Raw genomic sequence first — 21773 nt, forward strand, 5'->3', positions numbered from 1 at the left:
AATGCAATTATTTTTTCAAAGTGCAGCTAAAACAAGGCCTTGTAAGGCATTGCAGAATAATTCGTATTACTTTATGAATTATTCATATAATCGAGATTTAGGGCACGAAAGGCGATATTCCAAGCAATCTTAGGTAGAATTAGCTGTTTGTCTAGGGGAATTTTAGCATCTTCTGGGATGGCGCGATGGTACTCAAACAGGAAAAACTTGAATTTGCCATCGTTTGCTTGTATCGGCGTGTCTACTCCGAGACATGATGACGACATCACGACCGCAAAGGACAGGCAATGGCCCGTGTCACAGTAGAAGATTGCATTGATAAAGTAGAGAACCGGTTCGAGCTCGTGCTGCTCGCCAGCCACCGCGCCCGCCTGATTTCGCAGGGCTCCTCGATCACCATCGATCGCGACAACGACAAGAACCCCGTCGTTGCGCTGCGCGAAATCGCCGACGAGACGCTGTCTCCGGACGATCTCAAGGAAGACCTGATCCATTCGCTGCAGAAGCATGTCGAGATCGACGAGCCCGAGCCGGATCCGGCAAGCCTGCTGGCGACCGGCGGTGTTTCCGCCTCCAGCGACGAGGAAGAAGATCTCCCGGAAGCCGTTACTTTCGACCAGATGTCGGAAGAAGAGCTTCTGGCCGGCATCGAAGGCCTGGTTCCGCCGGAAAAAAGCGACGATTACTGATCGTCGAGCTTGATGCTCCGGGCAGGAGCGATATGATGACGAAATGCGTGCGCCGGTCATATGACTGGCGCGCTTTTGTTTTTGCGGGAGTAGCTTTGGAATGATGCGGCAATACGAGCTTGTTGAGCGCGTGCAGAAATACAAGCCCGATGCCAACGAAGCTCTGCTCAACAAGGCCTATGTTTATGCGATGCAGAAGCATGGCCAGCAGAAACGTGCCAGCGGCGATCCCTATATTTCCCATCCTCTCGAAGTTGCTGCCATTCTAACGGACATGCGTCTGGACGAGTCGACCATCGCGGTCGCTCTCCTCCATGATACGATCGAGGATACGACGGCGACACGCGCCGAGATCGACGAATTGTTCGGCGAGGATATCGGCCGCCTGGTCGAGGGGCTGACCAAGATCAAGAAGCTCGATCTCGTCACCAAGAAGGCGAAGCAGGCGGAAAACCTGCGCAAGCTGCTGCTCGCCATTTCCGACGACGTGCGCGTGCTTCTGGTGAAGCTCGCCGATCGCCTGCACAATATGCGGACGCTCGATCACATGTCGCCGGAAAAGCGCGCCCGCATTTCCGAGGAGACGATGGAAATCTATGCGCCGCTCGCTGGCCGCATGGGCATGCAGGACATGCGCGAGGAACTGGAGGAGCTCTCCTTCCGCCACATCAACCCTGAGGCTAACGATACCGTCACCAAGCGCCTGGAAGAGCTGTCGCGGCGCAACGAAGGGCTGGTCAAGAAGATCGAGACCGAGCTGCGCGACCTGCTGGTCGCCAACGGCCTTGCCAATGCCATGGTCAAGGGTCGGCTGAAGAAGCCCTATTCGGTCTTCCGCAAGATGCAGTCGAAATCGCTGTCCTTCGAGCAGCTTTCCGACATCTATGGTTTCCGTCTTCTCGTCGACGATATTCCGTCCTGCTACCGCGCGCTCGGCATCGTGCACACGCGCTGGCGCGTCGTTCCGGGCCGCTTCAAGGACTATATCTCGACGCCGAAGCAGAATGACTACCGTTCGCTGCATACGACGATCGTCGGCCCCTCCAGCCAGCGTATCGAACTGCAGATCCGCACCAAGCGCATGCATGAGATCGCCGAATTCGGCATCGCCGCCCATACGCTCTACAAGGACGGCACCAGCACCAGTACCGGCAACAACGGCGACGGCGAGCTCCTGTCGCGAGAAAGCAATGCCTACTCCTGGCTGCGTCATACCATCGAGGCGCTGGCCGAGGGCGATAGCCCGGAAGAGTTCCTCGAACATACGAAGCTGGAGCTGTTCCAGGATCAGGTCTTCTGCTTTACGCCCAAGGGCAAGCTGATTGCCTTGCCGCGCGGCGCCACGCCGATCGACTTTGCCTATGCCGTCCACACGAATATCGGTGACACCACCGTCGGGGCGAAGATCAACGGCCGCATCATGCCGCTGGTCACGCGGCTGACCAACGGCGATGAGGTCGAGATCATCCGCTCCGGCGTGCAGGTGCCGCCGGCTGCCTGGGAAGAGATCGTCGTGACCGGCAAGGCGCGCGCCGCCATTCGCCGCGCCACCCGGCTTGCCATCCGCAAGCAATATGCCGGCCTCGGCCATCGCATTCTGGAGCGCACCTTCGAGCGCGCCGGCAAGGTCTTCTCGCGGGAAGCATTGAAGCCGGCCCTGCATCGTCTCGGCCAGAAGGACGTAGAGGATGCCATTGCTGCCGTCGGGCGAGGGGAGATGTCGTCGCTCGACGTTCTGCGCGCCGTCTATCCCGACCATCAGGACGAACGCGTGACCGTCAAGCCCGCCGGCGACGAGGGCTGGTTCAATGTTCACAGCGCCTCCGGCATGATCTTCAAGATCCCCGGCAAGAACAAGGCCGATCTCGCCGACGGCGCCGATGCGCCGCCGATCCGTGGCCTGGCAGCCAATGTCGAGGTGCATTTCGCACCGACCGGCGCCGTGCCCGGCGACCGCATCGTCGGCATCATGGAAAAGGGCAAGGGCATCACCATATATCCGATCCAGTCGCCGATCCTGCAGCGGTTCGACGATGAGCCGGAACGGTGGATCGATGTGCGCTGGGATCTGGACGAGGCCAACAAGTCCCGTTTTACCGCCCGTGTCCTCATCAACGCGCTGAATGAACCCGGGACGCTCGCCAAGGTCGCGCAGACCGTCGCCGATATCGATGTCAACATCCGCATCCTCAACACAGTGCGCGTTGCCGCCGATTTCACCGAGATGGCGTTGGATGTCGAGGTTTGGGATCTGCGTCAGCTCAACCAGCTCCTCGTGCAGCTCAAGGAGCTCGATTGCATCGCGACGGTGAAGCGGCTTTACGAGTGACATCGGCCGCTGCCGATCCGGTGCAGGCTGCATATTTTGTGATCATTTTATGACCAAATTCGAGCGGCTTTCCGGATAGGTATGCAATGAGCGCATTGCTGTGTCTATTTTAGAGCGGTGGTAATTGACCGCCATCGAGCCTATCTTCTGGTCATCGAAGAAATGAAACAGAGATGAGAGAAGACAATGTTTAGCCCGATCAAGAAATTCGCCCGCGCCCTGCGCGTTCCGAGTGTTGAAGAACGCGAAATGGCTTATCTGAATGGCTCGCACGACCGTTTTGACCTTGAATATCGTCAGCGTCAGGTCGACCGCGGTCTGTTCCGCCAGCGTTAATCGCTGTTAATACTTTCAAGACCAGGAGGGGCGCGCCATTGTTGCGCCCTTGGAGCAGTCGCCATCTTGCGATAATGCTTCCAGAAAATGTCAGAGCGTTCTCTTTCCTGCCCCTGAACAGGTGATGCTCCAAAAAAGGGCCGCACTTTCGGTTCTTAATCAGCGCGTGATATGCTTGGCCGGTCTTGTCATGACGGCCCCCAGTGCACTAGATAAGCCGCATGCTATTTCGTCGCCGAAAACCACTGACACTGAAGGAAAAATTGCGGGAGCACCTTTGGCCCCGCAAGGGTTTCGTTCGCTCGTTCCAATATTTTGGCAAGCGTCTCGTCCGTCTTGCCGCCTCGCCGCATTCGGTTGCGGCCGGTTTTGCGGCGGGTATCGTTGTGTCCTGGACGCCGTTCATCGGCGTGCATTTCGTGATGGCGATCATCATAGCCTATCTGATCGGCGGCAACGTCATCGCCTCCGCCCTTGGCTGTTTGGCAGCCGGCAATCCTATTACCTACCCCTTCATCTGGGCCTTCACCTGGGAAATCGGCCATCTGATCCTGGCGCGCGACAGCGGCGGTCAGGGCGGTGGTGGCATCGATCTGCCGGCGCTGTGGCACAAGGGCGATCTCCTGCAGATTTGGGACCCGGTTTTGAAGCCGATGCTGATCGGCGGCATTCCGCCGGCGATCGTTTCGGGTGTGATCGTCTACGCTCTGACCTATTATGGCGTGAAGACCTTCAAGACGCGCCGCAAGGAGCGCCTGATGGAGCGTGCCCGCGAGCGCCTGGCGCTTGTCGACAACGCATCGAGCGTTTGACGAAGCCTGACTTCGCCCCGGCCGGCTGGAGGGCCTTCTCATGATCATCGGGATAGGCAGCGATCTCATCGACATCCGCCGCGTCGAAAAGACGATAGAGCGCTTCGGCGTCCGCTTCACGGACCGCTGTTTCACCGACATAGAGCGGGCCAAATCCGAGCGCCGCAAGAACAAGGCCGCCTCCTATGCCAAGCGCTTTGCCGCCAAGGAAGCCTGCTCCAAGGCATTGGGCACCGGTCTGGCACAGGGCGTCTTCTGGCGGGATATGGGCGTCGTCAATCTGCCGAGCGGCAAGCCGACGATGCAGTTGACCGGCGGGGCGGCCGAAAGGCTTGCCGCCATGCTGCCGGCAAATCATCGAGCTGCCATTCATTTGACGATAACTGATGATTTTCCTCTTGCTCAGGCCTTTGTGATCATCGAGGCGCTGCCGATAGACGGCTGAATCGCCACCGGATGTCGCTTTTGGCACCAGCGCCATTGCCGCCGCGATTTGAAGCGAGTAGAGAGTGCCTGAATGCAAGTTGCGCCGGTGGGGTGCGAAAAAGGAATAAGACTGCGTGTCCGAGAAAGCCGTAAAACAGCAGAACGCCCTGTGGGAAAACATCAAGGTCATCGTTCAGGCGCTCGTCCTGGCCATGATCATCCGCACGGTTCTATTTCAGCCATTCACCATTCCGTCCGGTTCGATGATGCCGACGCTGCTCGTCGGCGATTATATCTTCGTCAACAAGTTCGCCTATGGCTATTCGAAGTATTCGCTGCCGTTCTCGCCTGATCTGTTCAGCGGCCGTATCCTCGGTAGCGAACCGAAGCGCGGCGATGTCGTCGTTTTCCGCTTCCCGCCGAATCCGGATGTCGACTACATCAAGCGCGTCATCGGCCTGCCCAACGACCGCATCCAGGTGAAGAACGATATTCTTTATATCAATGGCCAGGCCGTGCCGCGCGAGCCGCATGGCACCTTCTCGTCCGACTACAGCCAGGAGCCGGGCGACAATATCCCCGTCTATAGCGAGCGCCTGTCGGATTCGGGCAAGGTCTACGACACGCTGGATCTTTCGCCGACCTCACGCGGCGACAATACCCAGGAATATGTCGTGCCGCCGGGCCACTACTTCATGATGGGCGACAATCGCGACAATTCCGACGACAGTCGTTTCGATGTCGGCTATGTGCCGGCTGAGAACCTGATCGGCCGCGCCAGCATCATCTTCTTCTCGCTTGGGCACGATACGTCGTTCCGCGAGATCTGGAAATGGCCGACCAACATGCGTTGGGATCGCCTCTTCAAGGTTGTCGAATGACGAAAGTGCAGACGCTCTCGCAGGCGGATCGTGCCAAACTTGAATCTGCGATAGGATACGAATTCGCCGAGAAGGATCGTCTCGATTGGGCGCTGACGCATGCCAGCGCCCGCACACATAAGGCGGATAATTACGAGCGGCTGGAATTTCTCGGTGACCGGGTTCTCGGCCTGTGCATCGCCGAGCTGCTGTTCAAGACGTTCGGGACGGCGACCGAAGGAGAGCTTTCGGTGCGCCTGAATCAGCTGGTCAGCGCCGATACCTGCGCCGAAGTCGCCGATGAAATGCAGCTGCATCTCTATATTCGCACTGGCGCTGACGTAAAGAAGCTGACCGGCAAGCGCATGCTCAATGTGCGTGCCGATGTCGTCGAAAGCCTGATTGCAGCGCTTTATCTGGACGGCGGCCTCGAAGTGGCCCGCAAGTTCATTTTGCGTTATTGGGAGCGTCGCGCGGTTCGGCCCGATGGCGCAAGGCGCGACGCCAAGACGGAATTGCAGGAATGGGCGCATGCGAAATTCGGCGTCACCCCGGTCTACAGGGTTGATGATCGCAGCGGACCGGATCATGATCCCCGCTTCACGGTGACCGTGGAAGTGGCGGGAACGGCGCCCGAGACAGGAATAGAACGCTCCAAACGCGCGGCCGAACAGGTTGCGGCGACGCGGATCTTGGAGCGCGAAGGTATATGGCAGCCTCAGTCGACTGAGAAATGACTGCCTGGAAACGACGGAAAAGATGACCAATCAAGAAGACACGCCCGCCGACGACGGCGCGGTTGAACACACCGGTCCGACCCATTCGGGTTTCGTGGCCCTCATCGGCCCGACCAATGCCGGCAAGTCGACGCTGCTCAACCGGCTCGTCGGCGCCAAGGTTTCGATCGTCAGCCATAAGGTGCAGACCACGCGCGCAATCGTTCGCGGTATCGCCATCCACAACAATGCGCAGATCGTTTTCATGGACACGCCCGGCATCTTCAAGCCGCGCCGCCGTCTCGACCGCGCCATGGTGACCTCTGCCTGGGGCGGCGCCAAGGATGCCGATCTCATCATGCTGCTGATCGACAGCGAGCGGGGATTGCGCGGCGACGCCGAGGCCATTCTCGAAGGGCTGAAGGAGGTTTTTCAGCCGAAAATCCTCGTTCTCAACAAGATTGATCGTGTCCGCCGCGAGGACCTGCTGGCGCTTGCCGCTGCCGCCAATGAGAAGATCGCTTTCACGCAGACCTTCATGGTATCGGCCGAAAACGGCTCCGGCTGCGACGATGTTATGGACTATCTGGCAAAGACGCTGCCCGAGGGACCCTGGTATTATCCGGAGGATCAGATCTCGGATCTGCCGATGCGTCAGCTCGCCGCCGAAATTACCCGTGAAAAGCTGTTCCTGCGGCTCCACCAGGAGCTCCCTTACGCCTCGCATGTGGAGACGGAAAAGTGGGAAGAGCGCAAGGATGGCTCTGTTCGCATCGAACAGGTGATCTATGTTGAGCGCGAAAGCCAGAAGAAGATTGCGCTCGGCAAGGGCGGTGAGGCGATCAAATCGATCTCGACCGCATCGCGCAAGGAGCTCTCCGCGATCCTGGAGCAGCCCGTGCATCTCTTCCTCTTCGTCAAGGTGCGCGAGAACTGGGGAGACGACCCCGAGCGCTTCCGGGAGATGGGGCTAGACTTCCCGCGTTAATGGAACTTTGCTTCGCCGAGTGCTTTATATTGCAACAGCTTATCAGGCGTGCCGCCTGAGCTGATGCAACTCAGGGGAGCACTCCATGGCGAAGGCCGTGACGATGCATGGGCAACGAACGCCATGTCAACAATGTCCGTTGAGGGCTCTCCCGCATTTTCGCGAATTCGAGCGCGATGAGCTGAATTTCATCAGCAATTTCAAGAAGGGCGAGCTTCTCGTCGACGCGGGCGCCACGATTTTCCTCGAAGGGGCGCATAGCGCCCACCTCTTCACGATCCTGTCCGGCTGGGGTTTCCGTTACAAGACGCTCGAGGACGGCCGCCGGCAGATTCTCAACTATGTCATGCCTGGCGATCTCGTTGGATTGCAGGGCTCGATCATGGGGGAGATGCAGCACTCGACCGAAGCGCTGTCGCCGATATCGCTCTGCGTATTCGAGCGCTCGGAATTGATGACGCTTTACAATTCCCATCCCCCGCTTGCCTTCGATCTGACCTGGATCGCGGCCCAGGAAGAGCGAATACTGGATGAGCATCTGCTGAGCATTGGGCGCCGGTCGGCAATCGAGCGAGCAGCCTATCTGATCGCCTACCTGTATCAGCGCGCCAGCGCCCTTCGGCTGTTCAATGGCAGCAAAGTCATTCCGATCACTCAGCAGCATGTGGCCGACACACTTGGCCTTTCCGTTGTCCATACCAATAAGACATTGAAAAAACTGGCCGAACGCGGGCTGATCCTCTGGCAGGAGCGCGGCTGCAACGTTCTGGACGAGAAAAAGCTCGCCGAGGTCGCCGGTTGGGACGGGCTTGATTCGGGCAAGCGACCCTTCATTTGAAGGCAATTCATATCGCCGGCGACATGTCTTTTTTAAATGTCGGCAGCAACTGTATCAGCATAGATTACTATCACCGTCACTTTTCGACCAGTTTCACCTTTTACTAACCCCGGCGGCAGAAGCGATTGGAGCATGTTGACGAGCCCATAGTACCGCATTGCAAAAAGTGCGAAGCGGTTGAGAGGCGAGGTCATGTTACAAGAAACTGAGCCGGCACGGATGGGGAAAACCATCCATTCAATACGGGCCGATGATTGGCGCCGGAGGGATAGATGTGGAATTTTTTACGGGGAGCGCCGCTTGGCGCGCACATGCAGGGATGGCGCTGATATGACATTTCAGCGCGTCCTTATTCTCGAAGACAATCTCATTATTGCGATGGAGGCGGAGGAAATACTGCGTCTTGTCGGGATCGAACAGGTGGAGATTGCCTCGAATCTGGAACAGGCGGTCAACGCCATTCATTCTGACACTTATGATTTTGCGATGCTGGACGTCAATCTCGGGGAGTCGACAAGCTTTGGCTTTGCCCGGCTGCTGGCCGAGCGCGGCATCGCCTTCGGTTTCGTCAGCGGCTATTCCGATACGCTCGATTTCCCGCCGGACCTGCGGCATGTGCCGCTTTTGAACAAGCCTTTCGATGAGCAGTCCATGCGCCTCTTTGTCGAAACGCTGGCAGCGATCGGCAGATCTTCCGCCATGTGACAGCCGCAGCCATTTGTCCTAAACTCGAATCGCGACATTCTTTTGGGGCAGATCGGCCGATGCAGTGGCAAGACCACGCAATCATCTTGGGCGTCAAGCGTCTTGGCGAGACCAGTGTCATCGCCGAGGTGATGACGCGCGCCCGCGGCCGGCATATGGGCCTGGTGCGAGGGGGCCGGTCTCGTACCATGCAGCCGGTGCTGCAGGCCGGCAATCTGGTCGAAGTGACCTGGCGGGCAAGGCTGCACGAGCATCTCGGCGAATTTCGTATGGAGCCGGTCGCATTGAGAGCGGCGCGGCTGATGGAAACAGCGACCGCCGTCTACGGCGTGCAGGCGATGGGCGCACTGCTGCGACTGCTGCCGGAGCGGGATCCGCACCCGCACCTCTACGATGCGCTCGATGTCATCCTCGAAAACCTGGAGAATCCCGCCGATGCCGGCGAGCTTTTCGTGCGTTTCGAGCTCGCGGTGCTGAACGATCTCGGCTTCGGTCTCGATCTGACCGAATGCGCGGCGACCGGCATACGCGAAGACCTGGCGTTCGTTTCGCCAAAGACTGGGCGGGCTGTCTGTCGTGCGGCCGGTCTGCCATGGGCAGACAAGATGCTAGCCTTGCCGCCGTTTCTCACGGTCGGAGCCGTCGTCGCCGCGGATAGCGAAAGTCTGGCCGCCGCTTTCCGCCTGACGGGTTTCTTCCTGCATCGCCATGTCTATGAGCCGCGCGGCATACAGATCGCCGCAGCGCGCGAGGGTTTCATTCAGGCGGCGCTGAAGGCGGTCAATTCTGCTGCGCTGGACAATGCGGCAGCCTCACCAGCCCTCATCGCAGAGCGCTGAAACGCTGAACTGCGCTATAGCCGCTTGAGAGCCCAGCCCTCCGGCCGTTCCTCGATGACCGTCACCGCATCGCCGATCTTGACCGAGCCTTCGTCGCGCGGCACGACGTTCCAGCCGAACAGGGGACCGGGAACGCGGCGATCGGCGGACATGCGGATGCGACCCATGGCGGGCATCGGGTTCGGCACGTCGCGGGAGCCGGTCTTCTGATCCTGCGTCGTCATGATGCAGCGGGCGCAGGGCTTGACCAGATCGAGGCGGATGCCGCCGATCTCGATCGTCGCCCAGCGGTCTTCCGGCCATTCCTCGTCGCAATCGATGACGATGTTCGGACGGAAGCGCTCCATGCCAACAGCGCCTTCGCCATGGGCAGCAAGATTGGCGTTGAGCGCCTTCAGCGAGCCGGTTGTGGTGACGAGGATCTGGTATCCATCCGAGAAGGTGACCGGCGCGTCATCGCCCGCCCATTCCGGGCTGGCGGCGCGCTTGGCGAGCTTGTCGAAGAACACCATCTTCACGTCGCGCTTCAGCCAGTCGGACAGGGCCTTGTTGGTTTCCTCATCGGCAACCGATGCGCTGACGGCTGATTTCCAGACAACGACGTCCATGCGATTGTCGGGGTGCGGCGGCGGCACGATGATGTCGGGCTTGCCCTCCATCTTCAGGCGCAGGTTTGAGGGGCCGGGCTGGATATCGATCTGCGCAAGCGCCTGCAACTCGCGCTGGGTAATGAAATGGCCGGAGGGATCGACCAGCATGGCACGGCGATCACCGGTCAGCCCGAAGGCGTCGATGGCGGCCGATGGAATGGCGATGCCACGCGCGCTCTTGAGCGGATAAATAAAGAGATCGCTGACCCGCATGGTGTCGCCCTCAGATTTCGTCGATGAACATTGCCAGCACCGTCTTCAGCCTCTCGTGCCGCGCGCCCGCAAATCTGCGGCCGGTCTCGGTCTGGAAGCCATCCGCCAGTTTGAACAGCTTTGTCTCGAAATGGTCAATGGCGAAGCGCTTGTCGTCGAGTGGTCTCTCCGTTGCGAGCGGGTCGAACGGGTCGTAGAGGCCGGAACCGAGGCGGCCTGCGATATAGAAGCAGCGCGCCGCGCCGACCATGCCGATCGCGTCCAGCCGGTCGGCATCCTGCAAGATCTTCGCCTCGAGCGCTTCCGGCGGAAGATTGGCGGAAAAGCTGTGCGTGGTGATCGCATGCGCCGTGGCCGCAATGTCGGCATCCGTCCATCCGAGCTGCCGCAGGATGCCCGAGGCCTTCTCGGCCGCCAGCCGCGACGCCTGCGCCCGATGGGGCGAATTCTTCTCGACCGCAACGCAGTCATGCAGCAACACGGCCGCGGCGAGGATACGCGCATTGCCGCCATCCTCGGCCTGAATGGCCATGGCATTCCTGAAGACGCGCAGGATATGGGCAATATCGTGCGAACCGTCATCGCCATCGGCGGCATGCGGGATAAGATCCGCCGCCAGCGTTTCGAAGGGGGCAAAGGCCCGCGCCATCCTGTTGGTGTCCATTATCGCACTCGCTCCGGAATGATCTGTCGGCAGGTTCCCTCGTCCTACCGGGCCAAGGGATTCGCCGCAATCACCCTGTCGTCTTCTTGCGTGTCAGGATCTTCTGGTAGAACAGGCCGATGCCGATCAGCACAGCGCCGAGGCCGATGAAGGACAGGGCGCGCAGGAAGCCCTCGAGGTTCGCCATGTCGATCAGGAAAGCCTTGACGACGGCAATGAAGACCAGCGCCGCCGAGGCGATGCGCAGGCTCCGTGCCTCGAAACGAGCGCCGAGCCCGAGGAGGGCGATGCCGATCAGCAGCCAGACGACGGAATAGGAATAGAGTTCGCCCTGGATGAAGCCGTTCCAGAAGGGAATATATTCCCCCTGCCAGAGCCGGCGCACCGATAGTGTCGCCCAGGCAAAAGCCATGACCGCCCCGGCAACGGCCAGCATGCTCACATAGGGCAGGGGCCGCCGGCTTCGCGCATAGAGCGCCAGTCCGCCATAGGCAGCGGCGGGCATGAGATAGCCTAGTAGCAACAGATTGAACAACGGAATGCGGCCGGTGCTTTCGCCTGTGATGAACGGGTTCAGTCCCAGCAGATGCAATGTCAGGATCAGGATGACGGAGAGGGTGCCGAGAGCCATGCTGCCATAGCGGAAGACAGGGCTCGCGGCGCTGAGGTCGAGGGCCATCAACGTTGCGGAAGCGCCGATCGCCAGCAGCGTGTAGATCGATTGCTCTCCGAGCGTCGGCGCGGCGTCGTTGAGGACACCGCCATTCATGGCGTGGCGCACCAGGATGGCGATCGTCAGCAGCACCAGGAAGGAGGCCAATGCCTGAAGCGCGTTACGCAGCCGGACACTTGCAGAGCGACGGACCGTGAAGGCCGCCCATGCGGCGAGTGCGGCGGGAATGCCGTAGCCCGCAAGCAGCATGTTGAAGACCGGTGTCGTGCCGAGCTCCGACGGGTCGACAATGGTCGGCTGCCAGGCGATGCGCGCCATGGTGATGACCAATGCGGCGACCATGGTCCAGGGAAGGACTGGCCAGTCGCGCATGCGCCCCGCCAGCAGGTAGGCGATGCCGAGGACCGGCAGCAGGATGGTGGGCGCGGCGTGATGCGCAAACATGTGCAAGGCAAAGACCATGGCGCCGAAGGAGCCGGCAGCGAGTATGTTGGTCGGCAGGTCCAGCCCTTCGCCCGAGCGGCGATATTGCCATTCCGCGAGCGCCATCAGGGTGATGCCTAGCCCGATGCCGTAGAGGCCGTGCAGCCAGTCGAGCGTCCAATTGCCGAAGTTGACGAAGGTGATCGTGGCGATCGCCAGCGGCGCGGCGGCCATGATCAGGCTCCAAAGCGCGGCAAAGGGCTTCTCGCCCTCTGCGAACCGTCTGAGAAAGAAGGCGCCGATCAGCACCAAGATGGCCCCGAGGCCGAGCGCTTCGTAGAGCACCATGCTCTGCATGGTCACGATGCCGTCGGCGCTGTTGGGCTCGACACCGGCAATCCAGTTGGTCAGGACGCCGAGCGTGCCGACGACGGCGACGACGGCTGACAGGATCGCTGCCCAGCCCGCATGAGGGCGGCCGGCGCCGAAAGCCGCCACTGCCGCGACGATCGCCGCGAACATGAACGTGGCATCGACGATGGGATATCCATATTGGAGACTGTAGGTCAGCAGGCAGAGTGACACCGCAAGGGCGCCGATCGACGCCGTCAGTGTCATGCCGAGCGGTGGTCGGGCAAGGAACGCGCCCCAGCCAGCTGCGCTCGTGGGCTGCGATGGATCGGCCTCCGCGCCATCCCCCATCGCGGCAGTCTGGTAGCGCCCGGGCCAGATGAAGATGGTGCCGCCGATCATGGCCAGCATCGAAAGCGTAACCGGCGTGAAGTCCACAATCGCGCTATAGGCAATGTAGAGCAAAGGCCAAAGGCTGAGCAGCGCATTGGCAAAGGACGGAGCAATCAGCCAACGGCGCAGCCGCGACGCAAGCAGGGTCGCAAGCCAAGTCAGAGTGAGATAGCCGAAGAGGATCCAAGGCCGCGGCGCTGTCGATGCAATCAGGGCAGGGGTGACCATCGAGGCAAGCAGGCCGAGGCCGGCGAGCGCCTGTCCGTGCAGCAGCGACAGCGCAAGCGTCGCAAGCGAGATCAGGCCTAGAAGAATAAAGGCTGTGGCCGGCCCGATAAAGCCATAGATGCCATGGGCCGCGTAGGTCGATCCGAACAGCGCGACGACGCCGGCTGCCGTCAGCACGCCGGGGATCATGGCGTTCTGGAAAGCATTGCCCAGGACGGGCGCCGAGCGGCGGCGGATGACTTCGCCCGCCGCGACGAGGATCAAGCCGAAGATTGCCGCGAGCACCAGCCGGACGCCTGGGCTCAAAAGGCCGCTCTCGATCGAATACTTGACCATGAAGATGCCGCCGAGCGCGAGAGCGATGCCGCCGACCCAGACGGCCCAGCGCGCGCCGATTGTGCTTTCCAGGCTCTCTCGCGGCTGCGACGCTTCCCGCGCCGTGACATCCGGACCACCATCCGTGAGCGTGCCATCCGTGAGTGTGTCGGGGGTATTGCGCGCGGCGATGGCTGGCTCTTCGATGCCGGCCACGGCAGGTTCTTCGATTGCCGCTTCGGTGGGTGGCTCTTGGATGGCTGCTGCGGGTCCCGCGGCGGCGTCGATCGCCGGCTCCGTCACGCGGGCTGATTCGGCCGCGTCGGCCGTCAGCACCCTGCCAGCGAGCGCATTTTGCAGCTCCTGGACGCTCATTTCAAGCCGCTTTATCCTTAGATTGTATCCTCGCAGTATGAAAATACCGGCGATCAGGACGACGAGCGGCAATAGTTCCATCATGTCCTCTCCCTGGGCAATCCGCCGCACAATATACCAAACGGCCCGAACGGTAAGGGCAGATAGTCAAATTTGCTTATGATTCCAGTGGATTATGCCCATAGCCGCGACAAAGCCGTGCGGGAGCAATATTAGACAATTCAGATTTACTACTTGAAAACTATGGTTAATACTCATTAACAATTTGTCTTTACGCGCCGAGCAAAGCAGCTTATCAAGGCTACATAGTTCAACTCTGAATGTATTGCGTACAAACGACGTCGCATGAGGCGGCTCCTACCCTAGGAGGTTTGTATGTCCCATGTTTCTTCCGTATCCAACAGTTCATATCCGTATCGCGGCACGCTCGCGCGCCTCGATGCCAATGGTGACGGTGTCCTCAGCAGTGAGGAGCGCCAAGCCGGCGAGCGCCCAGGCATTCTCGAGGCCGATACTGAAAGCTCCGCGAGCGCATTGGGCGGCCTTATCGCCAAGCTGATGCAATTGCCGAGCGCCGATGCGGCATCCACGGCCAAGTTGCCGCAATCCAATACTGCGTCCGGCACAGACCTTCTGTCGCCGATGGATGCCTACAACAGCACCTATGGCCAGTATGACGTCGGCGGTATAGCGGCCTGATAGATTTCCGTTGCAGCGTTTTGGTGGCCAGCCGGGTATGCCGGCGGGCCGCCTTATCTATTTGATGTAGCCGCATTTCCCCTCCTCGGAACACTCGTCTCCGCCAAGCGTTAGATGGTGACAGGCAAGGGAGAACTGTTCCATGAAACGGATGATGATCGCTGCAATTCTCACTCTCGCCGCGGCCTTGCCGGCCGCAGCGCAGGGCCAGGGAACGGCGACGGCTGATTTTGTCGGTCTCGATGGCAAGCAGGCGGGGCGAGCAACGCTGACCGAAGGCAAGGCTGGCGTGTTGATCGAGATGGAAGTGTCCGGCCTGCCGGCCAATCGCTGGGTGGCTTTCCACATTCATGAAAGCAGCCGCTGCGAGCACACGCACGGATTCGAGTCCGCCGGCGGCCATTTCAATCCCACGAAGGCCGAGCATGGTTTCCTTGCCGCCAAAGGACCGCATGCGGGCGATATGCCCAACCAATATGTCGATCAGGACGGCAAGCTGCGCGCCCAGGTATTCAATGGCATGGTGTCATTAAACGGCAAGAACGGCATTCGCGGCCGGACGCTGATGATCCATGCCGACTCGGATGATTACCGCAGTCAGCCCGTTGGCGGCGCCGGCAAGCGCCTGGCCTGTGCTGTTATCCAATAACTGAGGCGGCAAGGGTGATTCGGGTCCTTATTGTCGCCGGTGCGTAGCAGGGGTTGTCTTCGCCGCGCTGAGGCCCATCGGCGATATGATTCGATAGCTGTCAATTGGGGTTAATGGTGTATTAACACCTATCTTTAATTCCGCGACCAAATCGACCTATTCTATCCGCAGATGAATAAGTGTGCCGGGGGGTAACCGAACACGCCGATGGCGTTTGCTTTAGGAGATTTGGATGAGTGGAGTTTCTTCAGTTGGAAGCAGCATGACGGCTGCCTCGTACAGTCCCCTTGATAAGAACCAGGACGGCATTGTGGATGCGCAGGAATTGCAGGAGGCGGCGCAATCCGGTCTCCTGTCGGCAAGCGTCCTCAACGACGAGGACAACGGCAGCAGCAGCGATCCGAGCGCGACTGATGTTTTCTCCGGCAATCTGGCATCCATGCTGCTGCAGATGCAGCAGACCGGCGCCAGCCAATCGGGCACGGATTCGTCCACCGCCGGCTCATCCGACCAATCGCCCATGGACCAGCTGTTTGCCAGCCTCGACACCAATAAGGATGGCAAGGTTTCGGCGGACGAGTTCGTTGCCGGGCGACCGAAGGATATGAGCGAAAGCGACGCCCAAAACCTTTTCAAAAGCATTGATACGCAAGGCTCTGGCGCGCTGTCGAAGGATCAGTTCGCCGAAGGCCTCGATGTCCTCAAGCCCTCGGACGCTTCTGCCGCCGACATGCTATCCCTGGAACCGACGTCCAGCGGCAGCAGCAGCGCAACGAGTTTGGCCACGACAGCCAAAAATAACGCGCTGGACGACTTCCTCGCCGAAATGCAATCGTCGATGAATATCTATCAGAATACCTACGGCCAGTATGATCTTGACCAGACGGGCAGCGCTGCGGCCTGATCCATCGGGGACGGATTGTTGCGATACGGACGGAGGCTGCGCAAGCGCAGTCTCCGTTTTTTCATGGGATGTCGCTGTGCACAGCCAATGGCAGGGCGAAAGGTGCGTTGCCATCAGCATCCGCGCCGCGTCCGATCTCCTTGACCGCTGCGACCAGCCGGCCCTTGCGCCCGAGCATGTCGTCGCCGATCGCGATCAACCGAGCATTTGGTGTCGCATAAAGGGAGGCCGAGCGCAGACGGCGGACGAGCGCCAGATCGTCTTCCTCCGGATGAACGGCAAGGGCGGCGATCAGCGCCGCGGCCGGCGAACGCGATACACCCATCCAGCAATGGATCAGCAAGGGCGCCGCGCGATCCCATTCCGCTGCAAAATCGATGATGGCGCGAACATGCGCCTCCTGCGGGGCGATGAGATCGCCGGTGCCGGCGAAGCTGATATCGTTCATGTTGAGCAGCAGATGACGTTCCGCCTTGATGACGGCCGGGCGATGAAAGGCCTGCTCCTTGGCCATCAGGCTGATCATCTCGCGCGCGCCATGGCGAACGGCCATTTCGGCGATGCGTGCCAGCGGCGATACGACGATCGTCGTCACGCTCCGATCCTCACGGCGGCGCGTTCGGCCTCGATCGCCTCGAAGCGCCTCAGGAACAGCCGCTGCGCCTCGATTGCCGGCATGGGTTCGATCGGCAGCATCTCGCGGGTGATGTCGCGGGGTTGGCCGAAGAACTTGCGCGCCTCCTCCGGCGTAAAGCCGGCAAGCAGTGTCGCCTCGAAATAGGCCGAGACCGTATCGGCCTTCTTGATCTTGTCCTTCAGCTGCGGTGCGCAATGTGGGGGCAGGGCAAAACGCCGATAGATCGCCGCTTCGAGCCGTTTCTCCACCGCCTTGTAGTCGCCGCCGACCACGGACTTGAACGGCGAGATCATATCGCCGATGACATATTCCGGTGCGTCATGCAGCAGCGCCGCCAGCAATTCGTCCGGCGTTGCCGGGTTGAGATGGCGAAAGATGGCTTCGACGACGAGGCTGTGCTGCGCCACCGAAAAGGCATGATCGCCATAGGTCTGGCCGTTCCAGCGCGCAACGCGGGCAAGCCCATGGGCGATATCGCTGATCTCGACGTCGAGCGGCGACGGATCGAGGAGGTCGAGCCTCCGCCCCGATAGCATGCGCTGCCAGGCGCGCGCAGTCTTGGCCGATGTCATGCCGAAGCCTCGTCGGCCTGGGAAGGGAAGGAGAGGCCGGACCAAACAGGCAGCGATACCGAGACGTCGGTATCATCGGCCCGGATGGGTGTTCCTGCTGCAATCGCCTCGCCCGCGCGGTCGATGCGGACAATGGCAAGGCCCTTGCTGCCTACGGTCGAACCGAGCGTGCCCACAGGCTTGCCGCCGACGGTGAGTTCCGTGCCGGAGGCGGGCAGGTCGGCATTGCCGCTCACGATGACGACGCGCCTGCGCGCCGTGCCGCGATGCTGCATGCGGGAAACCACCTCCTGGCCGACATAGCAGCCCTTGCGGAAGCCCAGGCCGCCGTTGAGATCCAGCAGCACATCGTGCGGAAACGCGTCCTGCAATGCGAAATCGCGGCCGGAAACCGCGACGCCATTGGCGATCCGCAGCGCGTCATAGAGCGTCTCGGCATCGTCCCCATGTTGGCCTGATGTGCGCGTTAGCGTGATGCCTGCCTTGGAGAAGCGGCTATCCCTGGGGCCGTCGGTTGTCTCGTCAGCCCAAGCGACCGTGACACCTTCAGTATCTTCGACGCCGAAATCGACCTTGGCTCGCAGCCGGTACATGGTGAGCCGCTTCAGCAGGCCGTCGCGCTGTGCCGTGTCTGTTTCGAGCAGAAAGCCGGAGCCATCTCGCCAGATCATGAAGTCGAACAGGATCTTGCCCTGCGGCGTCAGCAGCGCTCCGGGTCGCGCTTCGTCCGCGCCAAGCGAGACGAGATCGGTGGTGATGAGATTGTGCAGGAACGGTTCCGCCTCGGCGCCGGCGACGCGGATGAAGGAACGGTCTCTCAGGAATACGGCTGGCATGGTGGATCCGCTGGTTTGGCCTATGACCCAGAGGTAGGGCCTTCGACCGGGAACCGCAAGTTCCCCGACCGGATCATTCGCCCGACGTGAAAAATTTCCACTTGCCGTCCGGCGTGATGCCGACGCGGTAGAAATTGTAGCCGCCGAATTCCAGCATATCGGCGTAGTCGCCTGCCGTGACGATACGCATCAGGTCGACCTTCTCCGGCGTGGAGAGCGTCTTGATATCTTTCTGCGCGAAATAGGGCCAGACATAGATTTCGTCCGGAGTTCCCTGGCCGATATGGGCAAAGCCGGTCGACATGATGTCGAGGAGGATGGATAGGATCTCGATACCGTCGGGATCGCCCGAAAGGTCGTGCAGGGTCTTGATCGGATCTTCGCCGGGGTCGTCGGCGGTGACCTGGGTCTGCTTGAGACCGCCGCCGATATTCATCAGTGGGCGCAGGCGCTCGAGATCGCCTGAGGCCGCCGCCTCCACGATCGCCTCACGGAGCTTTCGCACCGGTTCTGGCGCCTTGTTGATGTCGTAGAGGAACTCGACCGACTTGTTCGCGTTCGCTGCGTCGCCATTGCTCTGGTCGGCTTGCTTGTTGATCAGCGGATCCGGCGTCGGCAGTGTGGTGGACGGCGCTTCCAGTGCTTGCTCGACAGGTTTCTGGTTCTTCTGCTGAGCGGAAGTGCCTGGAGCGTTCGGCTGGGAAGCCGGTGGATTGAGCTGCGAGAAGGCTAGTGCCGGCAACGGCAAGGCAACGGAACCGGCAATCATCGTTACGGCTGCAAGCGAGGCAATGGAACGGCGACACTCATTGCCCGGAAACATATGCATAAACAATCTCTGGTTACTATTGCAGGGTACGATTCGGAGAGAATTCCCCAGCGAGCATGCGTTCCCGAAGCGATTCGAGCAAGGCTTCCGCGCCCTGCTCACCCTGTATGCGGATAGTCTCGCGAATGGCATGCGCAATGGCAGCGTCGGCGATGATCTCGGGCTCGATACCATCAGCCATGCCGTCAGCCCAAGCCTCGTTCTGGTATTCCAGCGCTGCCTGCATTTTTTCATGGACGATCATGTCGTCGATTTCGTTCAGGCTGGTTTCCATTGATTCTTTCCTCGAGACGTTCATGTCCTTACCACTTGCTTAACAACTTTATCAGCCTTTTCCTAAAACGACACGGCTGGGTGCGAAAAGGGGTTAATAAATCGTTAATTTCCAAAGCGAGCGGTGATTTCTGTTGCCAGTGTTGCACCTTCGTTACGGTATTGCTCCTCGGCAACGAGGGCCTGCTGCGTGCAATTCGTGTAAACCGATGCAAAGGATCGATACCCACGGTTGAACGCGGCGGTCAATTTTTCCTTCCGTTTCGGCTCGCCCTTGGTTTCGGTGTCGAGCAGCTGCTGCATATCTCCCCGCCATCCGTCTGCCGATGCTGCGCAAAGATTGCGCAGATAATCGACCGAGCCGAGGATTTCGGCGAGCCGGGACAGTTGCTCGTCGTAGGGTGCTGGTCGTTCGGCACCCCCGCTGTCGGGCGTCTGTGCCGGCGCGTTCGCTGCGGGCTGCGCCGCGGCCGGAAACGCGGCGGCAAGCGCAAAGCAGATCAGAAGCGGCCGGCCAAAACGGTTGTGATTCATGTATCCAGTTGAGCGGACAAGCATGACGTGAACAAGGCATAAGGGGTGCTTTCCACCCCGTTTTTGCTTCGCATCGTTAATTTGGCGGCGGGGGCTGCGTTCTGGTCGCCGCAATCCTTTCCACGCATTCGAGCACGCTGGCCGGAACCGGCAGGGCGCGGATCTCCTCCATCGAGTACCAGCCGATGGCGGCGGCATCGTCGGCCGCCTCTGCTATCGCGTCCTTGTCGGCATCGACGAGGAAGACCGACAGCAGGAAATGGCTCGTCAGCGTTCCGTCCGCCGAATGGGAGCGCAGATCATAGGTTTCGAACAGGCGGGGGTTGCGCGCCGTTATGCCTGTCTCTTCCTTGAACTCGCGGAGCGCCGCATCCGCCGGCGTTTCGCCGTCTTCGGCCCTGCCGCCCGGAAAAGCATACATGTCGGCAGATGGCGGATTGCTGCGCAGGACAAGCAGGAATCGGCCGTCGCGTTCGAGGATGGCGGAGGAGGCGGGCCGGGGAAAGGAAGTCATGGGATCGTTTCATATTCGCATGATGAGACGTCTACACCTCTACAGGAATCGAGCCTTGCTGTCCTCCGGGAAAGCCCTTTAATTCGCTGCCGATAGGGACGGCGATTCGTATGCGCCGAATGTGCGGGCGACCATGGCGATGATCTACGGACTGTATGCTCTCGCGGCCTTGGCCGAAATTGCCGGCTGCTTCGCCTTCTGGGCATGGCTCCGGCTGGCAAAGCCGATCTGGTGGCTTGCGCCGGGTCTTGTGTCGCTGGCACTCTTTGCATGGCTGCTGGCATTGGTGCCGAGCGAAGCCGCCGGGCGTACCTTCGCCGCCTATGGCGGCGTCTATATCGTTGCTTCCATCCTGTGGCTCTGGCTGGCGGAGGGGCGGCTGCCGGACCGCTGGGATATCTCCGGCGCTGCCATCTGCCTTGCCGGTGCAGCGATCATTCTCTTCGGTCCACGCGGCTGACCTTCTGCTTGACCCGGCTCTTTCCGGATGCAAAACAAGCTCCATGTGCGGACGCTTTGCCTTGACATCGACGGCAGACTACGTGGGCGAGGCGCTGGGCGTCTTGCTGCGCGAAGACTTTCCCGCGCGTTACAATATCGCCCCGACACAGCCGATCCTCGTCGTCATATCCGGTGAAAGGCAGCAACCGGGCAGCAACCTGCCGGATCGTCGCGCCCTCTTGGTGCGCTGGGGCTTCATGCCCGGCTGGGTGAAAGATCCGAAGGAATTTCCGCTTCTGATCAATGCGCGCGCCGAAACGGCGATCGGCAAGGCATCCTTCCGCGCCGCCATGCGCCACCGCCGGATCCTTGTTCCCGCTTCAGGCTTTTATGAATGGCATCGCCCGTCCAAGGAAAGCGGTGAGAAACCGCAAGCCTATTGGATACGGCCACGCGGGGGCGGCGTCATCGCCTTTGCCGGGCTGATGGAAACCTGGTCGTCGGCCGACGGCTCGGAGGTGGATACCGGTGCCATTCTGACGACCGCGGCAAACAGCGCCATGCGCCCGATCCACGATCGCATGCCCGTCGTCATCAAGCCGGAGGATTTTGCCCGCTGGCTCGATTGCAAGACGCAGGAGCCGCGAGATGTCGTCGATCTGATGACACCGGTTCAGGAGGATTTTTTCGAAGCTATTCCGGTTTCGGATCGGGTCAACAAGGTCGCCAACATGGGGCCGGACTTGCAAACGCCGGTAACGGTCGAGCCCGTCAAAAAGTCGCCGAAGAAAACGGATCCCGAGGATGGCCAGCTAAGCCTTCTTTGATCGGCCGCCATTCGGCGACCGGCGTCGGGATATATCGCCGGGCCATGGCTGTTTGGCAGCCGGCCGGCGATGATCGGCCTTAGGCGATTTTCTTCTTGAGAGGCTTGGTCTTCAGCATCAGATGGGCCGCAAGAACGGCTTTCAGGCCGAGCGGCCGATAAAGCTTGCTGGGATCGATCTTTGCCTGCGGTTGTGCCGCTTCGTCTATCTTCTGCGTCATGATTAACTCCTCACC

At 60.4% G+C, this 21773-nt stretch carries 27 protein-coding genes; 16 read left to right on the forward strand and 11 right to left on the reverse strand.

The window, feature by feature from the left end; all coding sequences use genetic code 11:
• The first annotated feature begins 287 nt into the window (after positions 1-287).
• The 11 genes from rpoZ (at position 288) to recO (ending at position 9538) form a co-directional block, all read left to right on the forward strand.
• Positions 288-689: a DNA-directed RNA polymerase subunit omega gene (gene rpoZ / locus JTP94_RS29730; protein ID WP_204854016.1), complete on the forward strand. Its 402-nt coding sequence runs from the start codon at positions 288-290 to the stop codon at positions 687-689.
• 100 nt (positions 690-789) lie between these two features.
• The gene (locus JTP94_RS29735) at positions 790-3018 is read left to right on the forward strand and encodes a bifunctional (p)ppGpp synthetase/guanosine-3',5'-bis(diphosphate) 3'-pyrophosphohydrolase (RefSeq protein ID WP_204854017.1); all 2229 of its coding nucleotides are present in this window, start codon (positions 790-792) and stop codon (positions 3016-3018) included.
• Positions 3019-3204: 186 nt separating this feature from the next.
• A complete protein-coding gene (locus tag JTP94_RS29740) occupies positions 3205-3354 on the forward strand; it encodes a DUF3563 family protein (protein WP_080739544.1) in 150 nt (49 codons plus the stop codon).
• A gap of 221 nt (positions 3355-3575) precedes the next feature.
• The gene (locus JTP94_RS29745; RefSeq protein ID WP_204854018.1) at positions 3576-4166 is read left to right on the forward strand and encodes a DUF2062 domain-containing protein; all 591 of its coding nucleotides are present in this window, start codon (positions 3576-3578) and stop codon (positions 4164-4166) included.
• A 40-nt stretch (positions 4167-4206) separates the two neighbouring features.
• The gene (gene acpS, locus JTP94_RS29750) at positions 4207-4611 is read left to right on the forward strand and encodes a holo-ACP synthase (RefSeq protein WP_204854019.1); all 405 of its coding nucleotides are present in this window, start codon (positions 4207-4209) and stop codon (positions 4609-4611) included.
• Between the two features lie 115 nt (positions 4612-4726).
• On the forward strand, positions 4727-5473 hold the full coding sequence (gene lepB / locus JTP94_RS29755) for a signal peptidase I (protein WP_204854020.1): 747 nt from the start codon (positions 4727-4729) through the stop codon (positions 5471-5473).
• Positions 5470-6189, forward strand: coding sequence for a ribonuclease III (gene rnc, locus JTP94_RS29760; protein WP_204854021.1), 720 nt, complete (start codon positions 5470-5472; stop codon positions 6187-6189). Before lepB ends, rnc begins: the two co-directional genes overlap by 4 nt.
• A gap of 22 nt (positions 6190-6211) precedes the next feature.
• Positions 6212-7156 (forward strand): GTPase Era, encoded by a 945-nt coding sequence (gene era / locus JTP94_RS29765; protein ID WP_204854022.1) that lies wholly within the window; start codon positions 6212-6214, stop codon positions 7154-7156.
• Between the two features lie 85 nt (positions 7157-7241).
• Complete coding sequence (locus tag JTP94_RS29770) at positions 7242-7994, forward strand: Crp/Fnr family transcriptional regulator (protein ID WP_204854023.1); 753 nt, start codon at positions 7242-7244, stop codon at positions 7992-7994.
• 219 nt (positions 7995-8213) lie between these two features.
• Positions 8214-8699, forward strand: a complete 486-nt coding sequence (locus JTP94_RS29775; protein WP_409456644.1) for a response regulator — start codon at positions 8214-8216, stop codon at positions 8697-8699.
• 59 nt (positions 8700-8758) lie between these two features.
• The gene (recO, locus tag JTP94_RS29780; RefSeq protein WP_204854025.1) at positions 8759-9538 is read left to right on the forward strand and encodes a DNA repair protein RecO; all 780 of its coding nucleotides are present in this window, start codon (positions 8759-8761) and stop codon (positions 9536-9538) included.
• Positions 9539-9552: 14 nt separating this feature from the next.
• On the opposite strand, the gene JTP94_RS29785 is transcribed toward recO, so the two are convergent.
• The 3 genes from JTP94_RS29785 to JTP94_RS29795 form a co-directional block, all read right to left on the reverse strand.
• Entirely contained in the window at positions 9553-10401 is an 849-nt protein-coding gene (locus tag JTP94_RS29785) for an MOSC domain-containing protein (protein WP_204854026.1), read from the reverse strand.
• A gap of 10 nt (positions 10402-10411) precedes the next feature.
• Positions 10412-11065 carry an HD domain-containing protein gene (locus JTP94_RS29790; protein ID WP_204854027.1) on the reverse strand — a complete coding sequence of 218 codons (654 nt, stop codon included), beginning with the start codon at positions 11063-11065 and terminating at the stop codon, positions 10412-10414.
• A 70-nt stretch (positions 11066-11135) separates the two neighbouring features.
• Positions 11136-13904 carry a DUF2339 domain-containing protein gene (locus JTP94_RS29795; protein WP_204854311.1) on the reverse strand — a complete coding sequence of 923 codons (2769 nt, stop codon included), beginning with the start codon at positions 13902-13904 and terminating at the stop codon, positions 11136-11138.
• Between the two features lie 294 nt (positions 13905-14198).
• Between JTP94_RS29795 and JTP94_RS29800 the strand changes: the two genes are divergently transcribed.
• The 3 genes from JTP94_RS29800 (at position 14199) to JTP94_RS29810 (ending at position 16075) form a co-directional block, all read left to right on the forward strand.
• Positions 14199-14522 carry a hypothetical protein gene (locus tag JTP94_RS29800; RefSeq protein ID WP_204854028.1) on the forward strand — a complete coding sequence of 108 codons (324 nt, stop codon included), beginning with the start codon at positions 14199-14201 and terminating at the stop codon, positions 14520-14522.
• A gap of 142 nt (positions 14523-14664) precedes the next feature.
• Positions 14665-15171 (forward strand): superoxide dismutase family protein, encoded by a 507-nt coding sequence (locus JTP94_RS29805; protein WP_204854029.1) that lies wholly within the window; start codon positions 14665-14667, stop codon positions 15169-15171.
• Between the two features lie 262 nt (positions 15172-15433).
• Positions 15434-16075 (forward strand): EF-hand domain-containing protein, encoded by a 642-nt coding sequence (locus tag JTP94_RS29810; RefSeq protein WP_246755424.1) that lies wholly within the window; start codon positions 15434-15436, stop codon positions 16073-16075.
• Between the two features lie 61 nt (positions 16076-16136).
• On the opposite strand, the gene JTP94_RS29815 is transcribed toward JTP94_RS29810, so the two are convergent.
• The 7 genes from JTP94_RS29815 to JTP94_RS29845 form a co-directional block, all read right to left on the reverse strand.
• Positions 16137-16670, reverse strand: a complete 534-nt coding sequence (locus tag JTP94_RS29815) for a tyrosine phosphatase family protein (RefSeq protein ID WP_204854031.1) — start codon at positions 16668-16670, stop codon at positions 16137-16139.
• Positions 16667-17284: a YfbR-like 5'-deoxynucleotidase gene (locus tag JTP94_RS29820; RefSeq protein ID WP_204854032.1), complete on the reverse strand. Its 618-nt coding sequence runs from the start codon at positions 17282-17284 to the stop codon at positions 16667-16669. Before JTP94_RS29820 ends, JTP94_RS29815 begins: the two co-directional genes overlap by 4 nt.
• Positions 17281-18120, reverse strand: a complete 840-nt coding sequence (locus JTP94_RS29825; protein ID WP_204854033.1) for a folate-binding protein YgfZ — start codon at positions 18118-18120, stop codon at positions 17281-17283. Before JTP94_RS29825 ends, JTP94_RS29820 begins: the two co-directional genes overlap by 4 nt.
• 73 nt (positions 18121-18193) lie before the next feature.
• Positions 18194-18949 (reverse strand): hypothetical protein, encoded by a 756-nt coding sequence (locus JTP94_RS29830; protein ID WP_204854034.1) that lies wholly within the window; start codon positions 18947-18949, stop codon positions 18194-18196.
• A gap of 16 nt (positions 18950-18965) precedes the next feature.
• Positions 18966-19223: a hypothetical protein gene (locus tag JTP94_RS29835; RefSeq protein WP_034507811.1), complete on the reverse strand. Its 258-nt coding sequence runs from the start codon at positions 19221-19223 to the stop codon at positions 18966-18968.
• Positions 19224-19327: 104 nt separating this feature from the next.
• Positions 19328-19756 (reverse strand): TIGR02301 family protein, encoded by a 429-nt coding sequence (locus JTP94_RS29840; protein WP_204854312.1) that lies wholly within the window; start codon positions 19754-19756, stop codon positions 19328-19330.
• A gap of 76 nt (positions 19757-19832) precedes the next feature.
• The gene (locus tag JTP94_RS29845; RefSeq protein WP_204854035.1) at positions 19833-20270 is read right to left on the reverse strand and encodes an NUDIX hydrolase; all 438 of its coding nucleotides are present in this window, start codon (positions 20268-20270) and stop codon (positions 19833-19835) included.
• 139 nt (positions 20271-20409) lie between these two features.
• Here JTP94_RS29845 and JTP94_RS29850 point away from each other — a divergent pair, with 139 nt between their 5' ends.
• Together JTP94_RS29850 and JTP94_RS29855 are read left to right on the forward strand one after the other, a co-directional pair.
• Positions 20410-20730 carry a YnfA family protein gene (locus tag JTP94_RS29850; RefSeq protein WP_047639162.1) on the forward strand — a complete coding sequence of 107 codons (321 nt, stop codon included), beginning with the start codon at positions 20410-20412 and terminating at the stop codon, positions 20728-20730.
• A 43-nt stretch (positions 20731-20773) separates the two neighbouring features.
• Positions 20774-21538, forward strand: a complete 765-nt coding sequence (locus tag JTP94_RS29855) for an SOS response-associated peptidase (protein WP_204854036.1) — start codon at positions 20774-20776, stop codon at positions 21536-21538.
• Positions 21539-21617: 79 nt separating this feature from the next.
• Here JTP94_RS29855 and JTP94_RS29860 read toward each other — a convergent pair whose 3' ends face one another.
• Positions 21618-21758 (reverse strand): hypothetical protein, encoded by a 141-nt coding sequence (locus tag JTP94_RS29860; RefSeq protein WP_204854037.1) that lies wholly within the window; start codon positions 21756-21758, stop codon positions 21618-21620.
• Between the last annotated feature and the right edge of the window lie 15 nt (positions 21759-21773).

This window comes from Martinezella lusitana, assembly GCF_016901135.1.
GTDB classification, from domain to species: Bacteria; Pseudomonadota; Alphaproteobacteria; order Rhizobiales; family Rhizobiaceae; genus Rhizobium; species Rhizobium lusitanum_D.

Excerpts from the sequence above, each read along its gene's own strand:
- JTP94_RS29745 (WP_204854018.1), top strand. The coding sequence starts at position 3,576 with ATGCTATTTCGTCGCCGAAAACCACTGACACTGAAGGAAAAATTGCGG.
- JTP94_RS29860 (WP_204854037.1), bottom strand. The coding sequence starts at position 21,758 with ATGACGCAGAAGATAGACGAAGCGGCACAACCGCAGGCAAAGATCGAT.
- JTP94_RS29735 (WP_204854017.1), top strand. The coding sequence starts at position 790 with ATGATGCGGCAATACGAGCTTGTTGAGCGCGTGCAGAAATACAAGCCC.
- JTP94_RS29835 (WP_034507811.1), bottom strand. The coding sequence starts at position 19,223 with ATGGAAACCAGCCTGAACGAAATCGACGACATGATCGTCCATGAAAAA.
- JTP94_RS29830 (WP_204854034.1), bottom strand. The coding sequence starts at position 18,949 with ATGCATATGTTTCCGGGCAATGAGTGTCGCCGTTCCATTGCCTCGCTT.
- acpS (WP_204854019.1), top strand. The coding sequence starts at position 4,207 with ATGATCATCGGGATAGGCAGCGATCTCATCGACATCCGCCGCGTCGAA.
- JTP94_RS29800 (WP_204854028.1), top strand. The coding sequence starts at position 14,199 with ATGTCCCATGTTTCTTCCGTATCCAACAGTTCATATCCGTATCGCGGC.
- JTP94_RS29850 (WP_047639162.1), top strand. The coding sequence starts at position 20,410 with ATGATCTACGGACTGTATGCTCTCGCGGCCTTGGCCGAAATTGCCGGC.
- rnc (WP_204854021.1), top strand. The coding sequence starts at position 5,470 with ATGACGAAAGTGCAGACGCTCTCGCAGGCGGATCGTGCCAAACTTGAA.
- rpoZ (WP_204854016.1), top strand. The coding sequence starts at position 288 with ATGGCCCGTGTCACAGTAGAAGATTGCATTGATAAAGTAGAGAACCGG.
- JTP94_RS29740 (WP_080739544.1), top strand. The coding sequence starts at position 3,205 with ATGTTTAGCCCGATCAAGAAATTCGCCCGCGCCCTGCGCGTTCCGAGT.
- JTP94_RS29785 (WP_204854026.1), bottom strand. The coding sequence starts at position 10,401 with ATGCGGGTCAGCGATCTCTTTATTTATCCGCTCAAGAGCGCGCGTGGC.
- era (WP_204854022.1), top strand. The coding sequence starts at position 6,212 with ATGACCAATCAAGAAGACACGCCCGCCGACGACGGCGCGGTTGAACAC.
- JTP94_RS29820 (WP_204854032.1), bottom strand. The coding sequence starts at position 17,284 with ATGACATCGGCCAAGACTGCGCGCGCCTGGCAGCGCATGCTATCGGGG.
- JTP94_RS29810 (WP_246755424.1), top strand. The coding sequence starts at position 15,434 with ATGACGGCTGCCTCGTACAGTCCCCTTGATAAGAACCAGGACGGCATT.
- JTP94_RS29845 (WP_204854035.1), bottom strand. The coding sequence starts at position 20,270 with ATGACTTCCTTTCCCCGGCCCGCCTCCTCCGCCATCCTCGAACGCGAC.
- JTP94_RS29805 (WP_204854029.1), top strand. The coding sequence starts at position 14,665 with ATGAAACGGATGATGATCGCTGCAATTCTCACTCTCGCCGCGGCCTTG.
- JTP94_RS29825 (WP_204854033.1), bottom strand. The coding sequence starts at position 18,120 with ATGCCAGCCGTATTCCTGAGAGACCGTTCCTTCATCCGCGTCGCCGGC.
- JTP94_RS29775 (WP_409456644.1), top strand. The coding sequence starts at position 8,214 with ATGGGGAAAACCATCCATTCAATACGGGCCGATGATTGGCGCCGGAGG.
- JTP94_RS29840 (WP_204854312.1), bottom strand. The coding sequence starts at position 19,756 with ATGAATCACAACCGTTTTGGCCGGCCGCTTCTGATCTGCTTTGCGCTT.
- recO (WP_204854025.1), top strand. The coding sequence starts at position 8,759 with ATGCAGTGGCAAGACCACGCAATCATCTTGGGCGTCAAGCGTCTTGGC.
- JTP94_RS29795 (WP_204854311.1), bottom strand. The coding sequence starts at position 13,904 with ATGGAACTATTGCCGCTCGTCGTCCTGATCGCCGGTATTTTCATACTG.
- JTP94_RS29770 (WP_204854023.1), top strand. The coding sequence starts at position 7,242 with ATGGCGAAGGCCGTGACGATGCATGGGCAACGAACGCCATGTCAACAA.
- JTP94_RS29855 (WP_204854036.1), top strand. The coding sequence starts at position 20,774 with ATGTGCGGACGCTTTGCCTTGACATCGACGGCAGACTACGTGGGCGAG.
- JTP94_RS29790 (WP_204854027.1), bottom strand. The coding sequence starts at position 11,065 with ATGGACACCAACAGGATGGCGCGGGCCTTTGCCCCCTTCGAAACGCTG.